This is a genomic window from Desulfococcus sp. (assembly GCF_050178255.1).
Lineage (GTDB): Bacteria > Desulfobacterota > Desulfobacteria > Desulfobacterales > Desulfococcaceae > Desulfococcus > Desulfococcus multivorans.
On record NZ_JBFXGG010000016.1, the window covers coordinates 38228 to 54129 of the forward strand.

At 58.7% G+C, this 15902-nt stretch carries 7 protein-coding genes and 1 pseudogene; 3 read left to right on the top strand and 5 right to left on the bottom strand.

Annotated features, from left to right (window positions below; translation table 11 throughout):
- The 5 genes from AB7S84_RS05250 to AB7S84_RS05270 all read right to left on the bottom strand — a co-directional run bounded on the left by AB7S84_RS05250 (window position 1) and on the right by AB7S84_RS05270 (window position 8889).
- Window positions 1-657 carry a potassium channel family protein gene (locus AB7S84_RS05250; RefSeq protein WP_020875427.1) on the bottom strand — a complete coding sequence of 219 codons (657 nt, stop codon included), beginning with the start codon at window positions 655-657 and terminating at the stop codon, window positions 1-3.
- An 18-nt stretch (window positions 658-675) separates the two neighbouring features.
- Window positions 676-2040, bottom strand: coding sequence for a TrkH family potassium uptake protein (locus AB7S84_RS05255; RefSeq protein ID WP_428153261.1), 1365 nt, complete (start codon window positions 2038-2040; stop codon window positions 676-678).
- Window positions 2037-2705 (bottom strand): response regulator, encoded by a 669-nt coding sequence (locus AB7S84_RS05260; protein ID WP_428153263.1) that lies wholly within the window; start codon window positions 2703-2705, stop codon window positions 2037-2039. Before AB7S84_RS05260 ends, AB7S84_RS05255 begins: the two co-directional genes overlap by 4 nt.
- A gap of 39 nt (window positions 2706-2744) precedes the next feature.
- Window positions 2745-5849, bottom strand: coding sequence for a PAS domain S-box protein (locus tag AB7S84_RS05265; RefSeq protein ID WP_428153265.1), 3105 nt, complete (start codon window positions 5847-5849; stop codon window positions 2745-2747).
- Between the two features lie 289 nt (window positions 5850-6138).
- Entirely contained in the window at window positions 6139-8889 is a 2751-nt protein-coding gene (locus tag AB7S84_RS05270; RefSeq protein ID WP_428153268.1) for a cation-translocating P-type ATPase, read from the bottom strand.
- A 559-nt stretch (window positions 8890-9448) separates the two neighbouring features.
- On the opposite strand from AB7S84_RS05270, the gene AB7S84_RS05275 reads away from it, so the two are divergent.
- From AB7S84_RS05275 to AB7S84_RS05285, 3 genes and pseudogenes are all read left to right on the top strand, one after another.
- Window positions 9449-14941 carry a hypothetical protein gene (locus AB7S84_RS05275; protein ID WP_020875423.1) on the top strand — a complete coding sequence of 1831 codons (5493 nt, stop codon included), beginning with the start codon at window positions 9449-9451 and terminating at the stop codon, window positions 14939-14941.
- Window positions 14907-15164, top strand: a complete 258-nt coding sequence (locus AB7S84_RS05280) for a hypothetical protein (protein ID WP_020875422.1) — start codon at window positions 14907-14909, stop codon at window positions 15162-15164. Before AB7S84_RS05275 ends, AB7S84_RS05280 begins: the two co-directional genes overlap by 35 nt.
- 89 nt (window positions 15165-15253) lie before the next feature.
- A pseudogene (locus tag AB7S84_RS05285) lies at window positions 15254-15902 on the top strand (NfeD family protein); the annotation flags it as partial.

Consider the following 15902-nt stretch of genomic DNA (forward strand, 5'->3'; position numbering starts at 1 on the left):
TTAGTGCAGCTCCTTGATCTCCTTCAAATCCTTTTCTCTTCCCAAAATGACGAGGACATCGCTTTCCTTGACCGTGAAATCAGCGTTGGGCACCATGACGAACCGGTCCGATGCCAACTCCTTGACGGCGATGATGTTGATCTCGTAGCGTTTGCGCAGATCCAGCTCCTTGAGCGATTTGCCGATGAAGGAGGAAGGGGGATCGATTTGGACGATGGTATAATCTTCCTCGAGAGGCAGGAATTCAAGGATGTTCGGCGAGGTCAAGCGGAGGGCCAGGCGATAGGCCATATCCATGCCCGGTCGAATGATTTCCGTGGCCCCCAGCTGTTTGAGGATCTCCCCGTGATCATCGTCCTCGGCCTTGATAATAATACGTTTGATCCCCATTCGGCTGAGGTGGAAGCAGATCAGGATGCTGGGCTTGATGTCGGCGCCCGTGCTCACGATGACGGCGTCCATCTCGTCAAGCCCCAACCCCTTGAGTGCCTCGATATCGGTCACGTCCTGGACGATGGCGCTGGTGCAGTGGGGCTCGATGGCCTGAATCCGCTCCTTGCTGAGATCGATGGCGATCACCTCGTTTTTGGCTTCGTAAAGCGCTTTGGCGACATAATAGCCGAAGCTCCCCGTACCGATGACGGCGAATCGTTTCATGCTTACCTCTATTTTACTCTATCCGATCATCATGTTTTCCTCGGCGTACCGCACGCCCTTGGTGGCCTCCCCGCCGGCGACGATATAGGTGAACGCGGGAACGCCCACACGGCCCACGATCATCAGTCCGACAATCACCAACTTGCCGGCCGGTGTCAACATCGAGGTGATTCCCATGGACAGGCCGACGGTGCCGAACGCCGAAACGGTTTCGAAAAGAAAGCTCAAAAATTGGCGATTTCCCTGAACGCGTCCACCGTGATCCGGATCTATGAAAAGGATCAGAAAGACGGCGACGCAGATCGCGGCCAACGAAAACACCAGAACTGAAATGCTTTTCGTCACCGTATCCTCGGGAACGGTTTTGCCGAAGAGATTGACGCATTTGTAACGCATCAGACGGCTCCATGAAAAGGCCGTCAGCACGGTAAAGGTGGTTGTTTTCATGCCGCCGCCGCACGATCCCGGAGAAGCCCCCACCAGCATCAGGAACATCATGAACAGCAGCGTCGCTGTATTGAGCGAGGCGATATCCACCGTATTGAACCCCGCGGTGCGGCAGGTGACGGATTGAAATATCGCAGTGAGGACTCCCTTCCACCAGCCCATCGATGACAGGAGGTTCCATTCGGATATCAGGATCACCAGGACGCCCGTTAAAATCAGGCCGAGGCTCGCCGCGATCACGCTTTTGGTCTGAATGGAAACCTTGCTGCTTTCCCGCAGAACAACCCCCCGGTAAAGTTCGTAAACCACGGGAAATCCGATGCCTCCCAGGATGATGAGCGCACACACGGTCATATTCAACACCACGGACGCCTGATCCGCCATGAGGTTATTGCTGAACTGAGAGAAGCCGGCGTTGCAGAAAGCGGAAACGGAATGGAAAACGGCTTTGTAGAGCGCTTCGGAAACCGGATAGACCGGCTGCCAGTGGACGAAGAGGACCATGGCGCCCGCCGTTTCGACCGCAAAGGTGAAATAGAGCACCGAACGGATCAGATGATAGATATCCTCCCTCGGAGTATGGGAAAAAACCTCCTGCATGGCCATCCGCTGCTGAAACACCACCCTTTTGCCGATCACCTGAAACAGCGCCACGGAGATCGTCATGATCCCCAGTCCGCCGATCTGGATCAGAAAGAGGATAACGCCCTGTCCCAAGGGGGTGAAATAGGTGCCGGTATCCACGACGATCAGGCCGGTAACGCAAACCGCGGACGTGGCCGTGAAAAGAGCGTCGATCACGCCGATGTAGCCCTTCACCGTGGCTCCCGGCATCATCAGGGCGGCGGTGCCGACGGCGATGGCCGCCAGATAGCTCATCATCAGCAGGTTGGTGGGGTGGGCACGCCGGAGGCGATTTTGAAACCAGAAGGTCATTTCGTTACCCCCTGCCGCGACGCTTGAGGGGACGTCTCATCCAGGATACCCCTGACCTTGATGCCCAGATCCTTTCTGGAAAAAGGCTTCTGAATGAAGTACACACCCACGTCCAGCACACCCCTGTGGGCGATGACGTTGGCGGTGTAGCCGGACATGAACAGGGTTCTGATCTCCGGACAACGAGCTTTCAGTTGATTCGCCAGATCGCGTCCGTTCATTTCGGGCATGACCACATCGGTGACGAGCAGATGGATTTTGCCCACGTGCGCATCAGCCAGGCGCATTGCCGAGGTTGGGGTGTCCGCGGTCAGTACGCGATAACCCAACCCCTCCAGCATCATTGCGCCTACCTTCAGGATAGCCGGTTCGTCCTCCACCAGGAGGATCGTTTCACCTCGGCCCAAGGGAATCTCGACGGGCGGATCAGGTGAAGACGCCGTCGCCGGCCCCTGATGACGGGGCAGGTAGATCTTGAAGGTCGTTCCCTTGCCGGGTTCACTGTAAACATTGATAAACCCGTTGTTCTGTTTGACGATACCGTACACCGTGGCCAATCCCAGACCGGTGCCTCGTCTGACGTCCTTGGTGGTGAAAAACGGTTCGAAGATGCTTTCGAGGGTTTCCTTGTCCATACCCCGACCGTCGTCGCTTGCGGCCAGCAATACATATTCGCCGGGTATGCAATCGGGGTGATGGGCACACTAGGCTTCGTCGAAGGTGATGTTTTCTGTTTCAATCATCACCTTGCCCACGCCTGAAATGGCATCCCGGGCGTTGAGGCAGAGATTGGCAAGAATCTGTTCGATTTGCGATGGATCTATTTTTACGGGCCATGATCGGTGTTTCGGAAACCATCTCAGGTCGATGTCCTCGCCGATCAGGTGTCGCAGCATTTTGAGCATGCCTTCAACGGTTTCATTCACGTCGAGCACTCTGGGGCTGACGGTCTGGCGGCGCGCGAAAGCCAGCAATTGTCGGGTGATTTCGGAGGAGCGTCTGGCGGCGTCAAAAATTTCCATGAGATCGTCGTGCAGGGGATCGGACGAATCGACCTTCTTAAGGGCCAGCTCCGTATAACCGAGAATTACGCCGAGCATGTTGTTGTAGTCATGGGCCACGCCTCCGGCCAGGCGACCCACGGACTCCAGTTTCTGGGCCTGCTGCAGCTGGGCCGCCATGGCCAGGTTTTCAGTGATGTCGTGGGCCACCCCCACGTAGTTGACGGTGCGACCTGCGGCGTCACGAACCGGAGCGATGGTCACCTCCTGAGTCAAGAGGGTCCCGTCCTTGCGTTGGTTGACCATGCGTCCCTGAAAAACGCGGCCGATTGCCAGGGTTTCCCGTAAAATTCGATAGTAGGCGTCATCATGGCGTCTGTTTTCGAGCGCGCACGGGGTTTGACCGACGGCTTCCCTCCGGGTATATCCCGTTACCCGTTCGAATGCCGGATTGACGTACTGGATGACCCCGTCGGGATCGGTCATGACAATCGTCTCCCCGGCCTGTTCGATGGCTGAAAGGAGCCGTTCACGCTCGATTTCGACCTGCTTGCGTCGAGTAATGTCGCGGATATTGAATTGTATAATCCTGTTGTGATCCACCCGATAACTGGTGCCGACAAACTCAATCTCGACGATTCGTCCGTCGGCGGTTTCCAACGCCGCATCCTCGCAGTGGAAAACATTTTTTCCCTGCAGGGTTTCAAGGGCATCCTCGAACAGGGTCATTCGGGTGAAGGGACCGAGCTCTCCGAGATCCTTTCCCACGATCGTCTCATGGGACATGTCCACCATCCGTAACAACGACGGGTTGGCATCCAGCACTCTACCTGTGTCGGCGTTCAGAACCAGAATGCCGTCTCCGGCGGATTCAAAAAGTCGCCGGTAGCGCTGCTCGGCCTTTTGCCGATCCGCCTCGGTACGTTTGCGTGCCGCGATTTCCCAGATCATGTCCGAAAGGGAAGCGAGCTCGGCGGCCTCCTTGTCGGTATAATCGCCCTGTTTACCGCTCACCCCAAGGACGGCGACCGTCTGGTCCTTGTGTATCACGGGAACCACCAGTTCGCGATAACGCCGGATGCCGCCGTCGCCCGACACTTGTCGGCCTTTCGATGGGATGTCGTCATTGCGGATGATCGGTTTGTTCCGCCGCACGCATTCTGCTATTGCGTCGGTTGGCTCGATGGGGTCGTTCGGGATCTGCTCTCCGGTCCGGTGGAATCCGATCAGCGCTGGAGTCTGTCCCCGTGCGCCGGAAGGGGTGTGGGAATCGGTTTCCACAAATCCAAACCATCCGCTGGGGCTCTCGACCCGTTCGGTGACGATTTCCAGCGCTCGAGTCATCATCTCGTCAAGGGTGTGGGTCGCGGCATATTCGATCAGGTCCGATCGGATTTCGCTGGTTCGCCGGGCGCGGCGTTCTTCGGTCTGATCCCTGAAAACCAGCACTACTCCGATGATCTCGCCGTCGGCGTCACGAATGGGTGCGCCCGAGTCGGCTATGGGCCGTCGGGTGCCGTCTCTCGCAATAAGCAGGGGATGGCGGGTCAACCCTATCACGGCACCCTCCCGCAACACCTTTGCCGGCAAGCTTTCTACCGTCTTCCCCGTTTCCTCGTCGACGATCCGAAGGATCTCGTCCAGCGGTTTTCCGTGGGCCTCGACATCTCCCCAGCCGGTGAGGGCCTCGGCCGCTGGGTTGAGCAATTCCACCATGCCCCGGGCGTCGGCGACGATCACGGCGTCTCCGATGGATTTCAATGTGATGCCGTAACGTTCGAGGCTGTTGCGGAGGGCCGCCTCGGAAACATAGAGCGCTCGAAAATGAATATTTCTTTCATGCTGCCGCAGGAGTATCGCGATCGCCCCGATGAGCACCGTTGCTCCTGCAAGGAGCGCCCATATGAGGACGGATTGCCGGCGCCACTCGGCAAAGACCTCCGTCGTGTCCACCTTGGTCACCATGAACCAGGGCGAGTCAGGTATAGGGCGGATGACCGAGACCACCTCTACCCCCCGGTAGTCCCTGCCGCGAACGAAGCCCTCCCGGCCGAGCACCGCCATGACTGCGGGCATGTCCGTTCGAGTCAGGGGAATCCGCAGCTTGAGCGCCGTGTCGGGCTGATGACGCAGATCGTTGAGAAAGAGGACGTGCTCTCCGTCTTGCCGGACCAGCAGTGTCTCGGCGGTTTCGCTGCCGGTGGGCCAGGATTGGATCAGGGGATAGAGGAATCGGGCGGCATCGATGACCAGGATGACCGCGCCGACGGGCGTCGACACCGCTTCGTCATTTGAGAAAAGGGGTGCTATTACCGAGATGTGAGGCGTTTGACCTTGAGGATCGGTGTGAATATCCATTAGAACAGGGGTTTTCTCATGCACGGCGGCGGCCAGATCCGTCGCGTATACACCTTGAGCATACCTTTTGCCGCTCAGGCTCGACAACATCCTTCCGGTCGGATCTGTCAACAAAATGTCGGTGTAGTCGTGCTGTGTCGCCAGAATGCGAAAGCGCTCGCGAAGATCCTCGGCGTTTTCCGCGCCGGGATCGCTGGTGAAACGCACCACGCTTTGACGAAGATAGCCGTGCTCCTTCAATGCGGCGGCGTCTTCCAACTGGTCTGTGCGCCATGCGGCGATCTGATCTCCCTTGAGTCGCGCGACGGCGACCAGATCCTCCGCGACCTTTCGCCGTACGGCATCTTCCTGGGCGCGGTATAAACCCAGACCCCCGGCCGTAACGATCATCAGGGCCGTCAACAGGAGGATCAGGATCCAACGGGGCAACATCATTGTATCCGGTTTCATCTTTTACCGCCCGATGGGTATTTGGAGGCTGTTTCCGTGGAACGGTCGGGTGATCCTGCCGTGGAGGAGTTGATTGTCGGATGTCGATCTTGCCGCAGTGCCCATTCCCCTCCTTTTTCGCGATGCCGCAGTTTTTGCTTTCGGCGGTTTTCAGTGAAATAATGCCGGGATGCCGCTCTGAACTTCCGTTCAGAGCGATCTAGACGCGTTCTTCCCTAAAAATCAAGGCAAAATATGCCCGATATAGATATCTGAGCCGGCGCCGGAATGTGAGCATGAAAACATATGTTCAAGCCGGTGGCTGCCGTGTATCTTCACGACGGCGTTGCCACGCCTTTTCCATTTCAATCAACAACAACATCCCCAGACCCAGCCCTGCGCACACCAGCAACTCGCCGACGCCAAGGGGTACAACCTGGAAAAAAGGGGCAAAGAAGGGCACATAGAGGACCATTAGCTGAAGCAGTGCTGTAATCCCCACCAGTCCGATAAGCACCGGGTTGGAGAAGAACCCCATCGACATCAGCGAGGCCCGGGTCGATCGGGATGCCAGGGCCTGTCCCATCTGCATGAAGGCCAGGGTCGTAAAAATCATCGTCTGCCAGCGGTTGTCGGGATCCCTCACATCATGATAGAGCGCCCCCACGCCCAGGGCGGTAAGGCCGATGATCAGGCCTACCCAGATAACGTGTTGCGCCAGTACGCTGTCGAAGAGGGGCTCCTGGGGCCTTCGGGGCGGTCGTTTCATGGTATTGGGTTCAGGGATTTCAACGCCCAGCCCCAACCCGAGGAGGCCGTCGGTGAGGAGATTCAGCCACAGCAGCTGCAGGGGCAGCAGCGCCACGTTGATGCCTGTAAGCGGCGCCAGCAGCATGACCAGCACCTTACCGATATTGCCCGCAATGGAGAACTTGACGAAACGACGGATATTGTCGTAGATCACCCGTCCCTCCTCCACCGCCGAGACGATGGTGGCGAAGTTGTCGTCCAGCAGCACCATCTCCGATGCCTCTTTGGCCACGTCGGTGCCGGCGATCCCCATGGCGATGCCGATGTCGGCCTTGCGCAGAGCCGGTGAGTCGTTGACCCCGTCACCGGTCATGGCAACCACTTCACCCCGGGCCTGAAGCGCTTCGACGATGCGCAGTTTGTGCTCCGGCGTCACCCGCGCATAAACCGACACCTCACCTACCACGGCGGCCAATTCCTCCGGCGACATACGTCCCAGGTCCTGTCCTGTTTTGACGGACATGTTCTCGGTGATGCCCAGGTCGTGGGCGATGAAACGGGCGGTGAGCGGATGGTCTCCGGTGATCATGATCGGGCGCATGCCTGCTGTTCTGCAGACGGCTACGGCCGATTTTACTTCCGGGCGAGGCGGATCTATCATTCCCGTCAAACCGATGAAGATGAGGTCCTCTTCGATTGGTGCGGTGTCTGACTGCCAGCGAAGGGCCAATCCCAGCACCCGCATTCCGTTCTGAGCCATCTCGGTGTTCGCCGTGTCTATGCGTTTTCGCCAATGGTCATCCATGGGAACGGTTTCGCCTTTCAGCCAGATGTTTTGGCACAGCGGCAGCAGGCCGTCCACGGCCCCCTTTGTGAAGGCCACGAAGGGTGCGGGCGGATCGGCAAGGGCCCGCAGGGCCCGGGGCAGTTGTGCGAGATCTTCCGGAAGTCGGTGAACGGTGGTCATACGTTTGCGCTCTGCGTCAAAAGGCAGCTCCCCCACCCGGGGCGCAACGGCTTCCAGCTCTTTCCGGCGAAGGCCGGCCTGAGAGGCCGCCACCAGCAACGCCCCCTCGGTGGGGTCTCCCAGAGCCAGGTAGCGCCCGGTCTCGGGATCGGAGCGGAGGGACGCATCGTTGCAGAGGGCCCCGGCGGCCAGCGCCAAGCCGATTTCCGGGGGTTGGTTTTCCAGGAAGTCGGGGCTGGGATCCGGCACCCGAAGTGCGGCGGCGGGGTGGTGCGCCGTTCCCTGTAATTCCAGATAATGACCGGCGACGCTGATGATGGTAACGGTCATGCGATTTTCCGTCAATGTGCCGGTCTTGTCGGAGCAGATGGTGGTGACGGACCCGAGGGTCTCCACGGCGGGTAACTTCCGGATGAGGGCCCGGCGTCGCAGCATACGCTGCGCACCCAGAGCCAGGGTGACGGTGACCACGGCGGGCAGCCCTTCAGGCACCACGGCAACGGCGATGGCAACGGCGGTCAGGAACATATCCTGGAGAGATTCCCCCCGCAGTACCCCGATGGCCATAACCAGTGCGGCAACGATAACGCCGCCCACGGCCAGCTGTTTGCCGACCTGGTCCAGTCGTCGCTGCAGAGGCGTCATGCCGGTCTCAACGGATTGCAGAAGGGTGGCGATCCTGCCCAATTCCGTGTCCATCCCGGTGGCGACCACTACTGCGCTGCCCCGTCCATAGGTGGCGACGGTGCCCATGTAGGCCATATTGCGCCGGTCACCGAGGGAGACCTCCGTCTCCGGAATCGGATCGGTGTGCTTTTCCACCGCCTCGGACTCACCGGTCAGAGCGGCTTCCTGAATGCGCAGATTGACGCTCTCCAGCAACCGCAGGTCGGCAGGGACGGCGTTACCGGCTTCCAGCAACACGATGTCCCCGGGCACCAACTCCCGTGCCGTGAGTTCCCGCAGCGCCCCGCCGCGGCGGACCCGGACCAGCGGCACCGCCATTCGTTTGAGGGCCGCCATGGCCCGTTCGGCCTGATACTCCTGCAGAAAACCCAGCAGGGCAAAGAGCACAACAATAGCGGCGATGGCTGCCGTCTCCGTAACCTTGCCCAGAAATCCGGAAATGACGGCGGCGGCGATGAGGATCAACACCATGGTGTTGGTAAACTGGTCCCACAGCAGCCGCAGGGGAGAGATTCCACCCCTTTCCTGCAGTTCATTGGGGCCGTGCTGCGTCTTGCGGGCGGCCGCTTCGGTGTCGCTCAAACCGTGGATCATGTCGCTTCCGGTCGCCGTCAGGACATCTTCCGGGGTCAACGTATGCCATAATTTATGTGTCACGGGACGCCTCCGATCAGGATGGATACGGGTTTAAGAAGGATTGCCTGCTTCAGCTCAGTTAACCACAGATGTGACGATCGGATCAAACATTTCTTGACAAATCGCATAAGCGTTCTAATGTGAATTGTTATGTGGTGTCATACTTTGCAGGGTCTCCTTCGGACGACCTTTCTGTTGCATATGTATCCCGGATGATCGGTGCTCGGCATCGCGTGACGTTTTTATTCTCTTCCCGTTTATCCCCGCTTTTATGACCCCTGACCGCCGGAATCCCCCGTGGTGCGGCACGATTCAACAGCACTTCCGGTCAAGGTGCTGCCCGGTTGACCCACACCGCGGCTTGGCGTCTACTTCGACGGCTTTTCGGCAGCCCTGATACATAACCCTTGAAAACTGTCCGCTTGAAAGCGTTCACACGCGATCAAGAAGGAACATTTTTTCCAAAAGCGTATATCCGGCTATAGCGTCCGGGCGCCTGCATCGGCAGGGAATGGTATTTCAGTTTCGCCTGACCCGGGCCCCGGTCAGCTATTCATGGATAGCCAAGGGAGGTCATGATATGAAAACAATGAGCGTAAATGGTAAAATGAAACCCGTGGACGACACGCGTATCATTACCGATGAATATACCGGCCACTTTCTCTATGTCAGCTACTCCCAGGAGATCAGCGGACAGTCCGTATTCAACAAGGACAGGGTGGATCTGACCGGAGATGGCGCCTTCCGGTTCAACATCCTCCCTCAGGATCAGATCGTCAATGAGATGGTCACCGTGGAGGCCTACGCGCCGGACGGCCAATTGCTGGGCCGGCAGGTATACAGCTATGATAGTTTAAATGCCTCGGATATCCCGATCGGCGCCGAGGATGACTCTTCCCCGCTGACGATCCTTCTGGACCCCAAAATCATCGAATTCGGATCGTCATCCCCTGTAGAGGATGCTATGCGGAAAATCAGCGGCAAGGTGATCGATCTGTCGGGCACTCGAAAGGGCGCTGGATTGGAGATCCTCATCATGGTCAGTGACGATCCCGGAGCCGAGTTCGACAGCAGCACCTATCGGGCGGTTTTCTCGGCGGTCACCGATAAAGAGGGCTATTTTTTCGGACAGGTGAAAAACGAAACGGTTCAGATGGGCTATGGCGTCATCGCCGGGTTGGAGGATCAACCGGTGGTGATTGCCCTGGAGCAAAACAAGATACCCAAACAAATCCTAATGGTTACGGATCTGTCCAATCTGCCGGACCATGTGGCCACCGGTGGCGGTGCCGTGCCCGCCCTGCCGGACCAGGGCGATCTCGTTCGCGGCTCATCCTTTTCCCAGGATGTGGGGGGCACTTGCGTTGATTTCACGGTGCCGGACCGCACCCTGGAGGAGTTCAGTTTTTTTCATACCGTCCGCACAACGGAGCCGGAGATCAGGGGGCTGACTATCTCCTCCAAGGAGAGCGCAACGCTGAAGGCGGAGTTCATCGATCTGTCCGATCATACCTTCGAACTGGTGGGGCGTTTGAACGATTCGTTCAATTCCCTGGCGCTGATTCCATTTGCCGTTGAGGAGTTGCCTGCCGCGGACACGCCGGGTGTTGGGACGGTCCGCACGGCCGGCACGAATACCGCTGCATCGCAGGCCTCCCGGACCCAGTCCCCCAATTACATGATCAAACTGGACGTGGGCGGCAAGGAGCCGTTCAAGGTGAACACCCGGGACCTGGTGTACGAAAAGAGTCGCTTCGAATACGTGGATGTGGTCAAACTGGTCACCGAACAGGCGCAGCGGCACAACAAACTGCTTGCATTGCAGCAGAAACTGGCGGCTGCCTACTGCGGCAGATACGGTGTGGAAAGGGAGAAGACCTATTGTGAGAGTTTGACGGCCAACGATGGGATCAACCGTGCGGAACTCAGCGCCCTGGTGGGTCATGTGGAGAAAAATCGCACGGGGTTCGGCAGAGACGATGCACTGAAAAAACAGCTCGATACATTGATCTTCAAATTGGAAAAATTGATCAGCAGGCCCGTCGCCGAAAAGAATGAGATTTCAGACGCGATCCATCTGGTGGAAAAGGCGATTCAGGTTGTGGATATCAACACAGAGGAATCCCAGCTTCAGGAGAACGTTCTGGGGTATCTCCGGCGAATCATCATCGAACTGTCCAACGCCGGCATAACCGGCGCCCTCTCCTTCGAACCCTGTCCTCCGGAGGCCGAGGCCGAGACCATGGGAATCATGTGCCTGATTCAAAAGTTCCAGGAACTCAAACAAGTTCTGGAAAACAAATCGGTCTTCTCCTACGGAGAAATCATCGAGCTGAAGGCCTACTATTCCATCTTTTTGCGAAGCATCAACGCCTTCCGGTCGCTGCTGGACGAGTTTTACATATTCTATAAAAACAGTACCAATTTCGCCATCGAGTTGACAGACAACTTTTTTTACGAAGAATACGGCGCCATCAAAAGTACGCTGACCGCGCTGCAGCGGCAGGTCGTTGCAGCCCTTCGAAAAACCATGGAAATGGAAAGAGCCTACATTCTCAACCATCCGGGGCGCGTCAATCTGAGCGCCGAGACGAGCGTGGACTGGGATGAGACCCCCACCATTTATGAGAATACCACCATCGCCCACGGCCACATCCTGCACTTCAAGCAAAAATATAAATCCGCCGGGTTCTCCCTGGGCACACTGCTTAACAGTATACCCCTGGCGCCATGCCAGGAGAAGCAAATCGCCATATATGACTGGGACCGTACCGAGCGTGCCAGCCGGACCGAGGAGTTGCTGGTGGCGGAAGAACTCGATGCCGAGATCTCACGGGACAGGGATATTTCCGAAATCGTCAATTCCGTGTTCGGCGAGAGCATTCGCGCCTCGTCATCCAACAAGACCTCGTCCACCAGCGCCGGCATCGGCGGCGGGATCGGCGGATTCGTGAGCGGAATTGTTTTCGGCGTCGCCGGGGGCGTGGCCCACTCCGGGGCCTCGTCCACATCCACGGCGTCCCAGGACGCGTCGCGCACCCTGACGGCCACTTCAATGAACCAGCTGCAGGATACGACCACCCAGTCGGCATCCAGCCTGCGCAATCAACGGAGCACGGTGGTGCAGGCCGTGGGTCAGAACGAGTCGGTCAGCGTTCAAACCGAGGTGATCAAAAACAACAACCACTGCCACGCCATAACGGTGGAGTATTTTGAGGTGCTCAAGCATTATGTGATCGAGCAGCAGCTGGTGGACGTGCAGGAGTGCCTGTTTGTGCCCCTGCCCATGGGCCATTTCGACCATCAGAAGGTGTTGCGGTGGCGGCATACGCTGCAGCCCACCATGTACGGCCGTAAAATCCGGCGGGGCTTTGACGCCATCGAACGGATCGAGACCAACTACGCCAACTCCGACCTGCCCGCAGGCAGCTACGCCGACGAGGTGATCGAGGAATTTTCGGGCTTTTTTACCATTACCTTCGAGTTGCAGCGGCCTCAATTGGCGTCCATCGACGAGGCCACCAAAATCGAAACTATCGATTTGCACGATGCGTTTCCATGGTTCTTCGGATTCATGAAATTCAGATACGATGTGGAAGTGCCGCTGACGGAGGCCGAAAAGGACGCCCTTTTCGAGCAGCAATACGCCCCCGGTATCGTCAGGGATTTTATCGACCGGATGGAGCTGTACGCCATCGCGGACAACGGCACGGAAGAAAAACTGCAGCTCGATTTCACCCTGTTGTCCAATTACGCAAAGGGGGCGGCCCTGAGGGTGAGCCTGGCCAGCAGTGCGCTGCAGAACATCACCCGCAACCAGATCAAGCATTTGCGTGTCCGGGCCACCACCGAGGTGAAATCAGGCTCCAGGATCATATTGCGTTCGCTTTATCTCCAATACCGGACCCCGCATTTGAACGAGTCCATCTATCGCAACGCCGGCGTGAACAACGATATCATCAATACAACATCCGCCGATGGCGGGGTGGTGACCGATTCGGCCCTGATGTATACGCCGTTGAACAAAAGAGAAACAGCCAATCCGCGCAAGGAGGACCAGGAGGCTGCCGCAGCCCTGGTGAGCTACCTGAACGAGAACATGGAGCTGGCCCACAAGGTGATCTGGTCGAAAATGGACGCCAGCCGCCTGTTCGGACTGCTCGATCGTTATATCGCCCCCCACAGCGGCGGCCGCAGCGTAGCCAGCGTGGTGGAAAACCGGGTGACGGGGGTGGTCGGCAACAACCTGGTGATGAAGGTCGTGCCCGGAGAACGGCTCGATCCCGTATTCAAAGGCATGGAGAATCTGCTCGACTTTTACAAGCCCACCACGCCTCCCGACCCCTTCCGGATCAGCGTACCTACCAGAGGGGTCTACGCCGAGGCCGTCATGGGCAAATGCAACAGTTGCGAGGTCATCGATGAAACCCGTAACTGGCGGTTCACCGAGGTGCCCTGCGGCACTTCGCCTGCCGCCATCCAACCCGTTTCCACGGAGAGCCGCCGCAGTGAGCCCGGGGATTTGACGACCAAGGATCTGCCCGCCAGCCTGATCAACCTGCAGACAGCCCCTGCCGCCCCGGATCCCACGGGTTTGGCCGCGGCCTTTGCCTTGCTGGCCAAAGGGGATGCCTTCAAGGATATGACCGGATTGGCCGGCACCCAGGCCAATGCACTCGGCGCGCTGCAGACCACATCCAAGAGTGTCACCGACCTGGCCGGCATATCCAAGGACTTTGCCAATATGGCCGTGATGGCCAGCCAGAACCGGGATGGGGCCAAGCAGATCGAACAGATCAAGAAACTGAACAAGGAAGGCTATCTCACCGATGCGGAAGCCGGCCAGCAGATCAAGGGCGTCCTGGGCACCTACACTGATGCGGCCAAAAACATCACCAATACCAAGAGCAAGGACGGCGATTCGGTTCCCGACAAGATCGCCGACAAGGTCCTGACCCAGGGCATGCCGTCACCGTCCCATGAAATTGAATATCAGAAGGTCGGCTCGGACGGCGAGACGGAAAGCATCAAGGTCAGCCAGCCCGAAAGCCTGTCCGATTCAAGCGCCAAACCGGTGATCTATCTTACCGGCAATACGGGTTCGGCCGATTTGAGGGCGTTCAAACCGTCCACCAACGACAAGAGTCTGATCATCGAAGTGGGGGCCGGTTTCAGAAATGCGCCGGACGGTTCAAAGTTGCGATGGTCGTCGCCCACACCCGGCGCCTTGATCATCGACAACCCCAACGCCACTGTGACTCGGGTCAAAGGCGTCACGCCCGGCAAACACGATCTTGATCTGGAACTGCTGGATCCCGGCGGCAACCGCATTGCAAGCATCAAACTCAAACTGTCCGTGCCTCAATGCGTTACCGTCAATGAAGACCCGGCCTTGTTTGACAGTGCGCTGATCAACCTCCATCTGGTCGGGCATAAGAACGATGTGGTGGATGAAATGAAGCGCGTGGTGGAGCATCTCCTGGCCAAGGCCAACGTGCGCGTCTTCTGGCAATTCGGCGGATACAGCGAGGCGCTTCCTGCTCACGTGCCGGCCGCCAACGTGGTGACCGCCGTTATCAAAGACAAGGACCCCAGCGGCAACCTGGGGGTGACGTCCTCCACTTCCGCCGCTCTCGATCTTTTCAATGAAACCATCGAGGTTTTCCCCGGCATGTATGCCGAGGAAGATGCCATCGACGTGGATACCGAGACCCAGGCCCTGATCGTCGACCTCGACGCGTCACTCCCCGGGAATGCCGACTTGATCCCCATCATGATCAAAGTCTACGGCCGATTGATCGGGGAGACCTTGAGCCATGAAATCGGTCATGCCTTGCTGTGGGACGATATTCCCGCCGACGGCCACAATTCACCGGCCATTGCCAACGATCTGATGAATCGCGGCGTGGACCGCCTGTTCCGCCAGCGCACCGGCATGGAAAACATCGCTCAGGTGAGCCCTGTATTGCCTGAACATTATGTGGACCACGGCCTGGCGGCGATCGGAGGGTTCCAGGCGGTGAACCAGGCCCTCATCGATGCGCAGTGGCCCGTACCGCCGGCCCATGGTTAAACGCCTCGATCGTGAAGGCATCCGCCATTCTTCCGCCTATACATCCCAGGAGATCGCCGAAGCGGCGGGAATCCCCGGGAAAAAGCTCGCTAGTGCGGTGCTGGTGAAGCTTGACGGCGCATCGGCCATGGCCGATGCGCCGTCAAGCCGCGAAGTCGCCGGCAAGGGCTACACCGCCGCCAGCATCCGAAGCGTGCCATGCGGGCATGGATGCTTATCTTAATATAGAAAAAGTCTCGTCAACGGCACGGGAAGGGCGGGGCGGGCCGGGATGCCCGTCGCGCTGCATACACCTCTGGCGGATGGAGATTCATGAAGATTTTTTCACTGTTGATGGTCTTGCTCTGGGGGCTTCAGCCGATGGCGGCGGTTCAGGCGGCGCCTCCGGATGGAGCCGCCGGTCCTTCGGCGCAGATCCTCCATATCACGGGCCCCATCGGCCCAGCCACCGCGGAATTCGTACACGACGGTTTCGGGATCGCCCGCGCGCGAAACGCCGCGCTGATCATTCTGGCGATGGACACGCCCGGCGGGCTGGCGGAGAGCATGCGCGCCGTCATTCACGACATCCTGGATTCGCCGGTGCCGGTGGCGGGGTTCGTCTTCCCGTCGGGTTCGCGGGCGGCCAGCGCGGGCACCTACATCCTCTATGCCGCCCATGTGGCCGCCATGGCGCCGGGCACCAACCTGGGCGCCGCAACGCCCGTCATGATCGGCGGGGGGCTGCCCCTGCCCGGCCCGGACGACGAGCCGAAACCTGACGACGACCAAAAGCCGCAGCCCGACAAGCCGGCCAAAGGCGCCATGGCGGCCAAGGTCGTCAACGACGCGGCTGCCTACATCCGGAGCCTTGCCGAGATGCGGGGGCGCAACGCCGAGTGGGCCGAACGGTCCGTGCGCGAAGGGGTCAGCCTTTCGGTGAACGAAGCTCTCGAAATGAAGGTCATCGACGTGGTTGCCG